The following is a 14,680-nucleotide window of genomic DNA, read 5'->3' on the forward strand; positions in this document are numbered from 1 at the left end:
AATATCTATGAATAGGAATCATCAATTATTAATCAATCTCGCTTTTCTAGGTACTAAATATACTGGGTTGACTACCTATACTAAAAATCTCATTCCCCAATTAGCTAACTTAAATCCTACCCTAATCACTTCTAATAGTTACCCAGATTTTAACACCTATCCTGTGTCGGCAAACCTCACCCAGGAACAGGGAACTAAAGGCAATATTAAGCGCTTAATTTGGACAGAAACCCAACTCTATCAAACCTATCAACAATTGAAGTCTTCCCTGCTATTTACCCCCATTCCCGAAGCACCTATTTATGGAAATTGCCGCTATATTGTCACAGTTCATGATTTAATTCCCCTGCGATTTCCGAAATTTTCTCCCCTAACTTTTTATAATAAATACTATTTACCCCAAGTCCTGAAAAAAGCCACACATATTATCGCTGTTTCCCAAGCAACGGCCGCCGATATTAATAAGTTTTTTAACATACCTCTTGACAAAATAACCGTGATTCTTTCTGGATATGATTCTGATAATTTTCGTCCTCTAAATCTGGCGACTCGTCCCTATTTTCTCTATCTTGGTCGTTATGATCCTCATAAAAATCTCGCTCGTTTAATTACTGCTTTTTCCCAAATCGATCCCGAATATCAATTATTAATTGTCGGTCAATTTGACCCCCGTTTTACGCCGGCTCTACAGCAACAGGTAGAAGCATTATCAATCTCTCAAAGAGTGCAATTTTTAAACTATGTTTCCTATGAAGAATTGCCGCAACTTTTAAACCAAGCAACTGCTTTAATTTATCCCTCCCTTTGGGAAGGTTTCGGATTACCTGTACTAGAAGCGATCGCCTGTGGAACTCCTGTAATTACTTCTAATCTTTCCTCTCTCCCGGAAGTCACAGGAGAGGCGGCAATTTTAATTAATCCCTATAGTATTGATGAGATGAGAGAGGCAATGCAGCAAATCGCTACCGATGAACAATTACGCCTAAAATTAAAGTCCCTCAGTCGTCAACGCGCCGAGCTTTTTAGTTGGGAAAAAACTGGTCAAGAAACCGCCACAATTCTGCAAAGTTTTCTCTAAAAATGGTGATAAAAAAACTTATCAATCATTTTAGGATGAGTTATACTAAATCCGTTGAGTAACGCACAGAAAACGGGTTTCTCCGAGAAACCCGTTTTCTACTCATGCAAAAGGCAACAGGGGGAATAAATAATCAGTTTTTAATAACCGGATTTAGCATCAACTCGTAGTAGGTGGATTCATGAATCCACCTACCTGGGGTGGGGGAGATTGAGTGTTACTTCCTATATATTACTATACCATTCTTCGGGAATTTGAGCGACTTTTTCTTGGCCAGTAGGCTGATGAATAGGTTTTCCTAAAGGACGAATTTTGAGATTTCCTTGCAAATAAGCGGCGATTCTTTCCCTGGCAATTTTCACATATTCTGCTTCTTTTTCACTCCCCATCACTCGACGATTGTGCATAATACTAGCAATCAGAGAAGTTCCAACCCCGGCAAAAGGATCAAAAACCCAATCCCCCTCATTTGTCAAGGCTAAAACACATCTTTCTACTAATTCGATTGGATATTGACAAGGATGGATAGTTTTCTCTGGATGATTAGATTTAACGTTAGGAATATCCCATAGTAACTCATCCCATTCTTGTGCTAAAAACTCCCAAACATCGCTGGGATTTTTCCCTAAAGGATTACCAGAGGGTTTACCGATATTTTTACCTTTAAAATGGCGCTTACCAGGGTATTTAGCGGGGATTCTCACCGGATCAAGATTAAAGATATATTTATCGGTTTTTGTCAACCATAAAATAGTTTCATATCTGCCAGAAAATCTTTTAGAGGTATGTAATCCATGGCCAAAATGCCAGACAATTCTATTTCTTAAAAAGAAACCCATTTGTTTAAATAGCTGATAATAAAAAATATCTAAAGGATAAACTTCTCCCTCTTGAACGAAATTTCCCACCTGCCAGCAAATACTGCCATTATCTTGCAAGATTCTAGGGAATTCTCGCATAATTTTGGTTTGGGTTTCCAGATAAGTATCCAAAGAGATTTTTTTTTCGTAGTCTTTTCCTAAATTGTAGGGAGGAGAAGTAATAATCAAGCTCACAGAATTATCTGGTATAGTCTTGATAAAATTATTGGTATCTCCTTGATAAAGAATTATTTCGGCATCAGGTTGATAAAAGTCTCGCACTGATTTTGATTGAGAAAATAAGGGCAATTGATTCATAGAAAATTTAGCAGAGAAGAGCCACTTTTAATTAGGTTTTGCGGCAAAAAGTTTTTCCTGGGGGCAGGGTGTGCGGTGTGGGGTGTGGGGTTTTACCCATTTTACATCCAATATTCAAGAGAGCCAGTTTTTTCAAACAATTAATGTCATCTGTAGCCAGCAAAGATATAACAAGAATTCTACTTTTTTAGATAAAAATCGGGAAGAAAGTTTTAACTTTTTTCTATTCTTCCCTTAACTCAGATTAGCTCAAACCAGAAACGCACTCGCCTAATTCCACTGTAAAAGGTTGCCAAGGACGAGGATCAATTACTTTTGTCGGTAAGGCATGGGATGTTAATAATTCTTGAAAAGATTCGGGACTACCCTCGGCACTTAACACCGCCATCAATAAACCTTTAAACTCGATATCACCACCGGCAGCCGTAGAAATAATATATTCGGGCCGCAAGCGTTGACAGACTGCCAAGGCGCTTTCTTGTCCTTTGATTACCGGTCCGAGGAAAGGTATTTTTAAGTCAATCAAAGGAGTGATAATCACGGAGATTTTACCGAGAGAATCGAGGCTAGGAGAATGATAACCGTGGGGTTCGTAGTAGATACTCTGATTTGTCGCTAATTCCTTGATAACATAACCATTTTCCACCAGAGTCGGCCCGACTGGAGAACCGGGGACGGCAGTAATTTCGATCGCATTGTCAAAGATATAACTAGAGCCGTGGGTTAAAGAAATGCGATGGGTATAATTAAGCGCTCGAACTACTTTCTCGGCATTTGGAGAAGCTACCACGGGAATTTGGCGATCAAGTACCTGTAAAGTAGGAGGATGGGCGTGATCTTCCAAACCTTGGGAGAGAAGAATCAGATCGATATTTTGGGGAATGGCATGATTAGCGGTTTTTTTGCCCTCAAATAGCCAAGTTAAATTACCAAAAGTCAGGGAACCTACCAACCAAGGGTCGAGAAGCAGGCGTTTTCCCCCGATTTCGATTAACCAAGAATTACTATCAAGCCAAGTTAACTGCATATAAGCCGAGGAATAATGGAGATTTTCTTAATTTAATTTAACATTAGCATTAACTTTTCTGCGCTTGGGGGTTTTTCAGTCATCAGTGAAAACACAGCACTGTTAATGCCATTTATAGCAGTTATCTTAATGGTGAGGTAGGAAGTCTCTGGTTTTAGGGAACGGGCAACAGTAGCCAGTCGTCAGGGGGTGATACCAAATTAGGTTACACTTCATCTTGAGGAGAAACGCTGTCACACTCCTCACTCAATGCCGGTCACTGAAAACCCAAATCTGATCACTGATTACTGATTACTGATCACTGATCACTGATTAGTCAAGGCTTAAGAAATAGGGAAAGTTTAGCTATCTTAGGGAAAGTAGGCGCTAAAAGGGGAGGAAGAACGCATCAGCCGAGACTGAATTTCTATGACTAAACGTACCTTCGGTGTTATCGGACTAGCTGTCATGGGAGAAAATCTCGCTCTCAATGTGGAGAGTCGGGGTTTTCCCATCGCTGTTTACAATCGCACCGCCAGCAAAACTCAAGAATTTATGGAAACTCGCGCCGTCGGCAAAGATGTCAAGGCGGCCTATAGTTTAGAAGAATTCGTCCAAATTTTAGAGCGTCCCCGCAAAATTCTGGTCATGGTAAAAGCTGGCCCGCCGGTGGATGCCGTGATTGAACAATTAAAACCCCTTCTCGAAGAAGGAGATATGATTATCGATGGCGGTAACTCCCTCTACGAGGACACGGAAAGACGCACCCGCGACCTAGAATCGACCACTAAACTGGGTTTTGTCGGGATGGGGGTCAGTGGTGGCGAAGAAGGCGCTCTGCACGGTCCTTCCCTGATGCCGGGGGGTACAGAGTTCGCCTATCGGGAATTAGAGCCGATTTTAACCAAAATTGCCGCCCAAGTCGATGATGGTCCCTGTGTCACTTATGTGGGGTCCGGGGGTGCAGGCCATTATGTGAAAATGGTTCACAATGGCATCGAGTACGGCGATATGCAGTTAATTGCGGAAGCCTACGATGTGCTGAAAAATGGTCTAGGACTAAGCAATCAGCAGTTACAGGAAACTTTCGCCGAGTGGAACCGCACCGATGAGCTTAATTCTTATTTAATTGAAATTACCGCCGATATCTTTAAGTGTGTTGACCCAGAAACCGGCCATCATCTGGTAGATTTAATCTTGGATTCGGCGGGACAAAAGGGAACAGGACGCTGGACAGTGTTAAGTTCCTTGGAGTTGGGGGTGCCAATTCCGACCATTTATGCTGCGGTTAATGCTCGCGTTATGTCCGCTTATAAGGATGAACGGGTGGCCGCCGCAAAAGAGTTACCCGGACCGGGAGAAACCTATCCGGGGGATGCGGCACTATTTGTGGATAAGGTGCGTGATGCTCTTTACTGCTCGAAAATGTGTTCCTATGCCCAGGGTATGGCTTTAATCGCTAAAGCTTCTCAGGAGTTTAACTATAATATCAGTCTGCCGGAATCGGCCCGCATCTGGAAGGGCGGCTGTATTATTCGGGCCGGTTTCTTGGATAAAATTCGCAAGGCTTTTGCGGAAAATCCGGGCCTGCCGAATTTGTTGTTAGCACCGGAATTTAAGCAAAGTATCCTCGATCGCCAAGAAGCATGGCGTGAGGTGTTAGTCTTGGCTAATAAGTTGGGAATTCCCGTCCCGGCTTTTAGTTCTTCTTTGGACTATTTTGATAGTTATCGTCGGGCCAATTTACCGCAAAATCTCACCCAAGCACAACGAGATTATTTTGGCGCTCATACCTATGAACGTACCGATAAACCCAGAGGTGAGTTTTTCCATACGGAATGGATGGCCTAAACGGCAAGGGACTTAAGAGCTTTTTCCCTCCTTTTCTTCGTGATCAAAGGGGGGATTTTTTGGCGATATTTTTCTGATTAAGAGTTATACTAAATCCGTTGAGTAATACTAAATCCGTTAAGTATATGCTACATATCAGGAGAGGCAAGAGGCAGAAGGCAAGAGGCAAAAGGGGGAATAAATAATCAGTTTTTAATAACCAGATTTAGTCTGATAGCAAATCAGTTTTTAATGGGATCATGGCTTTAAAAGTCAGACAGAGGAATAATTCCACAGGCTTGAATTTTGCTGAAAACGAGGTGAAGTTGCCACAATAACCAATTGCCAACTCTCCAGAAAGCCACGGAGTTTTGATGGTCAGCCACCTCGGCAGATGGATAACAAAGATTTTCCTCAAAAATCAACCAATGAACCGGTAAATGACCGAGGGGAGAATTCGGCTCTAATTGAAAGTTTAGTTGCTCATAATTGAGCCATTGACCTTCCTTCCGCCAACCTAGGCGATCGCCTAGTTTCTTTTGGGTTTCATAATCCACTAAACCACCGAGACTAGAGAAAATAGCCTGCTGAATACTAAACCCGAAATGACCATTACTATAATGCAGCCAAAGTTGATCAATTTTTTTCAGTTCCGAACAAGGTAATTGAGCAATATCTTGAGGATAAACCTCATTCCAGTAGGTCCTACCCAAAATTTTCAATAGTAGTTTAGTCGTTTGGCGATCGGCCGCTTGCCACTGTTGCTGTCTTAGCAAATCTTGTAATTGATTATAATCAAGATCCGCCGATTCTTGAGTTAAGATATTTGGGGAAGTCTGGGGATTTTTGGAAGTAGAAGATTTGTCAATATTGTTTTGAGTGAATTGAGAAACAACTATTGCCGGGGGATTTTTTGACCTAGTGTCTTTTTGACAAGCCTCTTGTTCTGCTAAATGATCAGATAATTTATTGATGGTTTTTTCTAGGGAAATAAATTGTGCTGACCATTCACTTTCAGTGAATAAGTAATCATTAAATTGATCAGAAGAAAAAGCATCTTTTAACCTTGCTTCTTTCTCGTAACCAGTCGCCAGAAAATTCAGCAAAAACTCAGAATTTATTGCTGAATCTGAGGTTTCTAACAGATCAGGCTGAGGTATAAAAATATTATCTACCAAATACTTAATTTCTCCAACTGTTGCATAAAATTCTTCATCCACCTTAATGACTTCTTCTATTAATAATTGAAAAGGAGCAAAATAGTCCTGTAAGTAGTTTTCAAAATTAATCGCATTTTGGGCAAGATCAGCAATTTCTTGGCGAACTCGTTGAGATTTGAGTTGATAATGATTTAATTCCTCATAAATTTTGAGTTCTTGAATAATTGCTTGCACAATTTTTTTCTGCTTTTGAGTATCCTCGGCTAATTTCTGAACTCCTTCCCCTAGTAATTTAGTTTTTCTCAACATCAAAAAAGATGTTTTTCCCAGTAGCAAAATTGCCCGAAAATTTTCCTGTTTTTCCAACTTGAGTTGATCGAGAATATTTTGATTATTATTATTTTTAATTTCTAACTTTATTCTCTCGTAGTCTAAGATTTTTAATTCTTGATATTTTTGGGAAAATAAAATTTTGAGATTGTCACTGAGTTGGAGTAAAAAACGATAATATCCGTCTTGATAGATTTCTAGTCCATTAATTAATAAATTATAGTCTTTAATTAATAACTGAGTCTCGATCAAGATTTCTTGTTGAGTAATTTTTTCTTTTCGTTTAATAATCTTACCAAAATAGTAATGGTAGCGAACTCCTTCTTGAATTAATTTCCGACGTTCCTTGATGATTTTCTGAAAATTTTTTAAGTATCTATTTTTAAAAACAGGAAGTTGATAGCTTTGCTCATAAATGGCAATTTTTTTATAGGTCATCAGATGTTGAGAGTTCCTATTTAGCATAGCTATCTTAGACCAAAAAATTCCTCATTACTTAGCAATAATCATTCGCTGCTCCCATCTCTTGCAAGAGGGAGCAATACCTAATTAAACATTTTCAACTTCAACAATAACTGGTTCATTTTCAATAACTGGTTCATTTTCAATAACTGGTTCATTTTCAATAACTGGTTCATTTTCAATAACTGGTTCATTTTCAATAACTGGTTCATTTTCAATAACAACTGTTTGAGGACTTTCAGGAGTTGGCTCAGTTACCGTTTCTTGCTGCTTTACTGTCTGTTCTTGATGGTCAGTCAAGTATTTTTTAGTTTTTAATTTCAGGTCATCAGTCAGAGGTAAAGCATCAATTTCAGACAAAAGTGTTTCCAGGGATTCTTGTTTACTTCGCTCGGCGTAAAAAGCATTCAGAACCGCTTCAATTCCGTACTGAGCAATCGCATCTCCTAGGACAGTAACCAACCCCATCGCTCCAATACCCAGAAAAACTACAAAGGGTTGTCCGAGGGTCAGAATTAGCACGATGACAGCAATAATAGCCGAAGCTAAATAAGTACCTGCCACTTTTTTGATAATGTTATCGAGTTCCATAAAAATCACCTCAAATTTCTAGCGAAGGATTAGTTTAATTCTAAAGCAAGGTTAATCTGTCTGTTGATCGCCGTCAAGTAAAGCTTGAAGAAAAGGTTCAAGACTTTTAGGACGATAATCGGAAAAAGCCTTTAATCGTTTTACCACACTGTGATGAACAGTGACAACTTTGGCATTGAAATATCGCCATTGCTCACCTCCCAAGGCCGACAATCCTTTAACAGTATTATCGAACTTGATGGTCGGGTCTAGTTTAATTGGGAATTCCTCAAATTCAGAGGTGGTTGAGTCAAACTCTAATCCCAATTTTTTGGCTTGATTAATCATCCATTGTAACGGGTAATCGGAAAGTCCTTGATATTCTTTTTTGCCACCACCTAGACAGGTATGTTCACCCACAAATAAAACTTCTTTGACAACTTGTTCGGGATTTTCTGGATTGGCTTTTATCGGAGTGGAAGGGAAGTTTTTCCGTTTTTCATCAATGGCAACAGCATGAAAAGCATTCTGGATAATCGGACTTAATTTTGTGTTACTAAATTCATATTTTTTATGATAAAACTTAGCCAGGGGAAACCAAGGAGTTAAATCAGGAATACCAAAATTGCCAACTGTATCCCAACAACCTAACATCTTAACTGGAATACGATCTTGAAAATCTTCCTTTTCTGTCTCAATTTTTTTAGCATTAGCGGCACGGAATTGTTGAGCTTTGGCACTATCGGAACTAACGGTGTGGTCTCGATATAGTTGATAAGCTAGGGGAATTTCTTTAATCTTAGAGCGTTTTAGGATTCCACATTTATCGATAAAACTAGCCAAACAACGAACGATATATGCGCCTCGACTAAAACCTAACAAATAAATTTCATCCTCGGTTGTGGGATTGTAGTTAAGGACAAGAAAACGATAGGCATCTTGAATCATTCGATCAAGGCCCCAGCCAAAAGTTTCATTCCCTAAACTTTTAATAAATTCGTTATCTTCGGGGGTGCCAGAACCTGACAAAAAGACGATTTGTGGGGTTTGATCCTCGGCAATATACTTAATAGATTCGGCGAATTTAACCACATTGGTGGGGTAAGCACTGGTAGAGTCTTCCCAAGAACCATCACAGCAAATAATTAACCGTTTTTTCTGGTTTGAATAAGTGAGGATATCCGGTTCAGAAATTGCAGTTTCAGTAATCTCCTCAATTTCATTTTTGGGAAGAGCAGCTTCTTCAGGGATTATAATTGATTCTGGATTCTCTTCCTGGGAAGGTTCTTGATTTTCAGCTTGAACAGCCTGTTCAACCACTTCGGTTTCTTCCAGGGAATTAAAAATTGCGTTGACCATTGTTATCCTTCTGGCATTCTTTCTAGCTTTACTGCTAGTCTGAATTTTTGATTTAGGGATCGAGGTCGGTTTAGAGGGAAGACTATCTAGTTGCCAGGTTGTCCCATAAAGAATACCATGATTGCTATAACTTGTTTGATCCTCGGCACTGCCATTGAGTGATAAATAAGTAACTAAGCCAAGGTCATCAACCCGGGGAGATTGATACATCGCTTTTTGGATTTCTTCTTGGCTACGCGCTTGATTCCAAAGAGAAAGTTCTGCAAGACAACCTTGCCAATAATGGGAGAGATTAACAGAGGCTCCCAAGATGATTTTTTCAACCCCCGTTAAGGCACGGTTATGACCGTTGCCACGATGCCAAATGATACCATTGCGATAGATCAGCATTCGGCCCGTGGTCGCATTTTTGACAAAAGCCCAATGAGTCCAATTATTATAATCTTTAAGCTTGACTTTTTTTTCAATTCGATCGAAACCTTCTTCATTACCCGCATCCCAAAAAATCGCAGGTTTAACGGAATCGCCCCAGGGCAAGGTAATATGTAGAACGCGGTTATTTTCCTGATTAACAGCTTCTAAAAGAGTGGTTTCTGTAGCTAAATTATTTTCCCCTTTTGCCCAAAATGTAATGGTAATACTCTGATCGATGTCAAGAAATCCGTGGGATAAATCAATATGATCATCAATGCCATTAAATTTTAGTACAGAGCGTTGTTCAGCCATTGGTTTTGTCATCGACTGGGGAAAAAGAGGGAATGCTACCGCCTAGCTTAACACATTTTAGTTATCTAGCGATATATATAAATAAATGTGTAAGTAGATGGGCGTAAAAAACTCTAAGATACCCCCGCCTGTCGGCACTCCCCTTATTAAGGGGGGCAGGGGGGATCGAGTGCAAAACCTATCTTCTATTTAATTGCAAACAGCTACTTAGGAGTCAACGACTAATATTCCAGAGCCGGCACTTGCTGGGGCCAGAAACTCAGAGTAGTTGACCCCAATCCCTATCGCCATCAATAGGCTTTGGTGGGATGCTCATGGCTGATTAACATCCCTCCCGGGGCCTGTTAACAGCAAACCCTAGGTACTTATTGTAACTCTGACCAAATTCCGCGGCATCGCTCTACAATTAGTCCCTGAAAAATTAATTGGGTTGCGGGATGAATCTCTACTTTATACAGAGCAAAAAGACCTGTTGGACTATTTAGATTCAACTCCCTTCGCGTTAGAGATAAAGCTTTTGTTCGGTGTATTTCCACCGCTTTTAGTAAGCCTGGATAACTAATATTACGCAGGGACAATTGACCATTTTTTGTGAGATAAATAGCATCATTCTGCAAGAGATATTCCAAGCTGATCAAACTAGCGTGGACATCCACATCTTTTTCTAAACCCCCTAAACGGTGAGCATCTAAACCAAAGCGAATGCAGAAATTAACAGCGACTAATTTTCCCGCTTCTTCGGCAGGTAAAGCACAATCGGCAAATTCAAAGCCTAAACTATCTGAGCGCCACTCCTCGACTCCGGCATAGGTATAGTTTTGAAACAGTTTATTTTTGAGTTTCAAGTCAAATCCCAACCCACTAGCATGACCCGCTTCATGGAATTGGGTATCGAGATGACGATAGCGTTCACCATTAATTTGATCCTCTAGGGGTCCTAATAGTAAATCGGCCGTTTCTGGCTCAAAAATTTTTCGGATACATTCGTAGCTAGAGCCAGAAAAGCGTCTTTTTTGCTCACTGGCATTATTTAAAGCTGGCCCTTGAACACTATTGGGAAAAGTCCACCTATGGGGAACGATAAAAGCCTCCCCCTTTTCACCTTTAATCGTGCCACAACTGGCAATTTCAGTAAAGGATAAATTTCTGGGAATCGGTTGTCTTAGACTGCCAAATTTTTCACGAGTTAAGCTTTCTAGTTGTTCGATAGAAGGTTGACTATTTTGGTGAATTTTTCCGTAAATCGCACTCAAAGTGAGTTGTCGTTCTCCCTGACGATTGATGCGATAGGGAGCAATCATCAGAAAATAACCATTTTTGCCGATAAAATTCAGATTAATGAAATCTTCTGATAAAATGCTCCAGTCGTTGGTTTCTAAAGCCTCTGCTGTTTTCCACAGCCACTGAGCCGGAATTTCACAGCTATCTGCTTCCTGTTGACGCAGTTTTTTCGCCGCAATCGCAATTTTATTTTGTTCGATATCTTGGACGATTTCTTGGAAGAACTGTTGTTGATTGACCAGAGTTTGATTCATTTTTTTGGTAGCTAAGTTGGTGTAATGGTTTAACGTTGTTTTTTGACCCGTCTCTCATCGGCTAAACTCTTAGCCATTTTAAGATTTTAGGGTCTTTGTCATAGCGATAGGTCAGTCCATCTTTCGCCGTAATTGATTTTCCCTGACTGGCTTTGTTTCTAATGCTACTGAGGGAATAGTCGCTTAATTCCTTCATTTGTGCATGGGAAAGTCCCTCTTCGACTTCTGTTAAGATTGTTGTCGTTGGCGATTCGGGGGGGGTTCCCCGGCAGAATTGATTTTAGGATTGACCTCGGTTTCCTGATTCGCTAAATCTTCGAGCCTATCTTGAGAATTATCGACAGAAATATTAATAATTTCTTTCACTTTTTGTCGGCGATATTCCTCCACTGTAAGCAGTTGCCAATGGGAATTACTAGAGAGTTCTAAAACCCATTGATGATAGTTAAAGAGACTTTCACGATGTCCGACACTAATAAAAGTTGTGTGAGTTTTCTGCAATTGCCGATATAAATTTTCCTCATTGTTTAAGTCCAAAGCACTTGTGGCTTCATCGAGGATAGTAAAACTGGGACGGGTAATTAAGACCCTGGCAAAAGCCAAACGTTGTTGTTCTCCCAGGGACAAAATGTTTTCCCAAGGCTCTTCTGTATCAAAGCTATCGACTCGATTTAGTAAATTTTGGAGATTGACTTCTTGCAAAACTTCCCTTAATTTTATCTCATTGGTTTCTTGATTGCGATTGGGATAAAGTAACTGTTCTCGCAAGGTTCCTAATATTATGTAGGGACGTTGGGGCAGAAACAATACTTCTTCTAGGGGGGGACGCACTAATCGGCCGGTTCCTGCATTCCATAAACCGGCGATAGCGCGTAGCAAAGAACTTTTACCCCGACCACTCGGACCGACAATTAATAAACCTTGTCCAGGCTGAACAGAAAGGGAGAGGTTTTCGACAATTACCTGTTCATAATCGGGAGTTTGCAAGGTGACATCTTCAAAGGAAAATTGGGTTTCTTCGATAGTTGTAATCGTGCTTAAATTTTCCGGTTGTTTAATGACTTCTTCTAAGGCTTGGGAAAATTGCGATAGACGTTCAACATAACTGCTAAATTGTGCCGAAGTGCCAAATTCACTAATTAATTCCGCCAGCGCCGTAGCAAACAAATTAGCCGCTAAACAGGCTTGCCCGACCTGTCCGAAACTAATGCCCTCACTATTGATATACAAGGGACCCAAAATGACAAAAGTAAATACTTGAATTGCCGCCTGATAGCCTCGACTAAAAATTTCTGTGCCTCTCTCCCAATCAATTTTACGTTTAGCGCTGTCTAAGAGTTTATTAAATCGCCGCTGAATAATATTTAATTCCTGATTTTCTCCCTCAAAGAAAGCGATCGACTCCGCATGATTACGAATATGAGTTAGAGCATAATTATAGTTAGCCTTAAGTTCTAATTCTTCTTGAGTAATTTTATTTAAAGCTTGGTTAAAATAGATAGCAATGACGTTACCGAGAATTGTCCAAACGACTAAAATAATGGCGACAGAGGAAGAAATTGACCAGAGAATCACTAAAAAAGTGATCATATCTAGGACATTTTCTAGGGCAACTGCAAAAAAGGAGAGAGCTTTACTGGTAATCGGCTCAATTTCCTGGGATAAACGCTGATCTGGGTTGTCGATATCGGATTTAAAATTAATTCTGTAATAGGCGCGATTATGCAAATATTTGTTGAGAATCCAGTCGTTGAGCCAAGCATACCAATCCAGGGCGATTCTTTTCCTGAGAAATTTAAGCAAGCCAACCAAAAGGGTGACAAAGAGCAGTCCAACCGCAAAAACTACCAAAGTTTTGACAAATTTATCAAAATCACTTTTTTCAAGAATGACATCAACTAAGTAATTACTAACAAAGCTATTGAAGGCATTTAATCCTACAACTCCTAGTATTACCCCGATTAGTAGGATGAGCATTGCCCAAGCTTGAATCACATCGGCAAAAGTCCTTCCCCCCGACTCGGTAGGATACCAATAGGGAGCAGCGATCAGCTTGACACTGTGCCAAAATTTGCTGACATCGGAGATAATATTAGTCGTCGATCGATCTTGAGGGACTTTGGCGGACATATAGCATTTATATTTGAGTTGTGGACATTTTGCCGGAATGATTTTAGATTTTGGCTGGATTGGCGGAGTTGATCCTGAGGTTGTCTGTGTGGGCTAGTTTCAGGAGAAACCCTCCCCTGTGTAGAAGGCAATTGGCGAAAATATAATGCTCCCCGACAATTTTAAGGTTATTGTGTTTGAGTTGTGTTAACATACCCCAGTCGCTTTATCTGTCAGTATAAAGAAATGGCTTTCTCATCGCCCTGCTAAGCTATTTGTAATTTAAATTGCCTGTTCAGATGAGGCAAGAGGCAAGAGGCAACAGGCAACAGTAAAGGGATTGGGGGAGATTCGGCTAATCTAAGAATAAGCGATTTAAATACATCTTAGCTTACTGCTTTTTTAACCCTCGTTATCTTACTACAAGTAACCGTTGTTTGGATAGCTAGAGCTAGTGAGCGCTTCTCAGACTACCACATATTACCGAATTTCGTTGACCATGACAAATTGTTTTCTGTGACAAGTTTTTTTTCTCTGTGATCTGTGATATGATTTCAGGGGACGAGGGTCGGCTATGCTCCTCCTGTGCTGCTTGCTACCCTTAGCTTCTTGTTTTGCTTTTCTCAACTTTGTCTTTCTGTCGCCTTTAACAGACTAACTCATGCCAGTAATGCCAGCCTTTGCTAATCAGAAAATAGAGTTTACAGATATACTATATATTCACTATTATGTCGGTGAACAAGTTAAACTTTTGCGTCAACGCTATTTTGGCAATGTTGTCTTTATTCATATTAATAAGACAGGTGGCAGAAGTATTGAGAAATCTCTAAATTTACCTTTTGAGCATAAAACTGCTTTAGAAAAAATTGACGAAATGGGCAAACAAAGGTGGGAGCGAGTATATAAATTTACAAGTGTTAGAAATCCTTGGGACAAAGTTATTTCTCACTTTCATTATCGTGTTGAAACCAATCAGACAAATTTAAGGACAAAACCAATAAAATTTAAAGAGTGGGTTAAGTTGACCTACGGGAATAAAGATCCTTTCTATTATGACAGCCCTAAAATGTTTATGCCTCAGTTGGATTGGATTACAGATCATGAAGGTAAAATTTTAGTAGATTTTATTTGCCGTTTTGAAAATCTTAATAACGACTTCAGTGTCCTATGTGAAAAACTTGGTAAAAATGCGACTTTACCTCATATTAATTCCTCAAAACATGGCAACTACCGTGAATATTACGATGATGATACTATTGAGATTATCGCAAAATCCTTTAGCAGAGATATAGAGAAATTTGGCTATAAATTTTGATATATTGGATTAACTAGGAAAA

Annotated in this window: 11 protein-coding genes; 3 read left to right on the plus strand and 8 right to left on the minus strand. The window is 39.8% G+C overall.

Going from position 1 to position 14,680, the window contains the following annotated elements; translation table 11 throughout:
- The first annotated feature begins 7 nt into the window (after positions 1 to 7).
- A complete protein-coding gene (locus tag myaer_RS14560) occupies positions 8 to 1,078 on the plus strand; it encodes a glycosyltransferase family 4 protein (RefSeq protein WP_046662625.1) in 1,071 nt (356 codons plus the stop codon).
- Between the two features lie 224 nt (positions 1,079 to 1,302).
- Here the strand turns inward: myaer_RS14560 and myaer_RS14565 are convergent, their stop codons facing one another.
- Positions 1,303 to 2,256 carry a DNA-methyltransferase gene (locus myaer_RS14565; RefSeq protein ID WP_046662626.1) on the minus strand — a complete coding sequence of 318 codons (954 nt, stop codon included), beginning with the start codon at positions 2,254 to 2,256 and terminating at the stop codon, positions 1,303 to 1,305.
- A gap of 244 nt (positions 2,257 to 2,500) precedes the next feature.
- Positions 2,501 to 3,283, minus strand: a complete 783-nt coding sequence (locus myaer_RS14570; RefSeq protein ID WP_046662627.1) for an MBL fold metallo-hydrolase — start codon at positions 3,281 to 3,283, stop codon at positions 2,501 to 2,503.
- A 408-nt stretch (positions 3,284 to 3,691) separates the two neighbouring features.
- Between myaer_RS14570 and gnd the strand changes: the two genes are divergently transcribed.
- Positions 3,692 to 5,113 (plus strand): decarboxylating NADP(+)-dependent phosphogluconate dehydrogenase, encoded by a 1,422-nt coding sequence (gene gnd, locus myaer_RS14575; protein ID WP_046662628.1) that lies wholly within the window; start codon positions 3,692 to 3,694, stop codon positions 5,111 to 5,113.
- 245 nt (positions 5,114 to 5,358) lie between these two features.
- Here the strand turns inward: gnd and myaer_RS14580 are convergent, their stop codons facing one another.
- The 6 genes from myaer_RS14580 to myaer_RS14600 form a co-directional block, all read right to left on the minus strand.
- The gene (locus tag myaer_RS14580) at positions 5,359 to 7,020 is read right to left on the minus strand and encodes a GUN4 domain-containing protein (RefSeq protein WP_052734186.1); all 1,662 of its coding nucleotides are present in this window, start codon (positions 7,018 to 7,020) and stop codon (positions 5,359 to 5,361) included.
- A 111-nt stretch (positions 7,021 to 7,131) separates the two neighbouring features.
- The gene (locus tag myaer_RS14585) at positions 7,132 to 7,635 is read right to left on the minus strand and encodes a hypothetical protein (RefSeq protein WP_046662630.1); all 504 of its coding nucleotides are present in this window, start codon (positions 7,633 to 7,635) and stop codon (positions 7,132 to 7,134) included.
- A 51-nt stretch (positions 7,636 to 7,686) separates the two neighbouring features.
- A complete protein-coding gene (locus myaer_RS14590; RefSeq protein WP_046662631.1) occupies positions 7,687 to 9,699 on the minus strand; it encodes a phospholipase effector Tle1 domain-containing protein in 2,013 nt (670 codons plus the stop codon).
- A gap of 365 nt (positions 9,700 to 10,064) precedes the next feature.
- The gene (locus tag myaer_RS14595) at positions 10,065 to 11,234 is read right to left on the minus strand and encodes a DUF6014 family protein (RefSeq protein WP_046662632.1); all 1,170 of its coding nucleotides are present in this window, start codon (positions 11,232 to 11,234) and stop codon (positions 10,065 to 10,067) included.
- A gap of 61 nt (positions 11,235 to 11,295) precedes the next feature.
- Complete coding sequence (locus myaer_RS22530; RefSeq protein WP_327347163.1) at positions 11,296 to 11,430, minus strand: hypothetical protein; 135 nt, start codon at positions 11,428 to 11,430, stop codon at positions 11,296 to 11,298.
- A 32-nt stretch (positions 11,431 to 11,462) separates the two neighbouring features.
- On the minus strand, positions 11,463 to 13,364 hold the full coding sequence (locus myaer_RS14600; RefSeq protein ID WP_327347165.1) for an ABC transporter ATP-binding protein/permease: 1,902 nt from the start codon (positions 13,362 to 13,364) through the stop codon (positions 11,463 to 11,465).
- 640 nt (positions 13,365 to 14,004) lie between these two features.
- Here myaer_RS14600 and myaer_RS14605 point away from each other — a divergent pair.
- Positions 14,005 to 14,658: a sulfotransferase family 2 domain-containing protein gene (locus myaer_RS14605; RefSeq protein WP_079206648.1), complete on the plus strand. Its 654-nt coding sequence runs from the start codon at positions 14,005 to 14,007 to the stop codon at positions 14,656 to 14,658.
- Positions 14,659 to 14,680: the final 22 nt, after the last annotated feature.

It is taken from the genome of Microcystis aeruginosa NIES-2549 (assembly GCF_000981785.2).
In the GTDB taxonomy this organism is placed as follows: domain Bacteria; phylum Cyanobacteriota; class Cyanobacteriia; order Cyanobacteriales; family Microcystaceae; genus Microcystis; species Microcystis aeruginosa_C.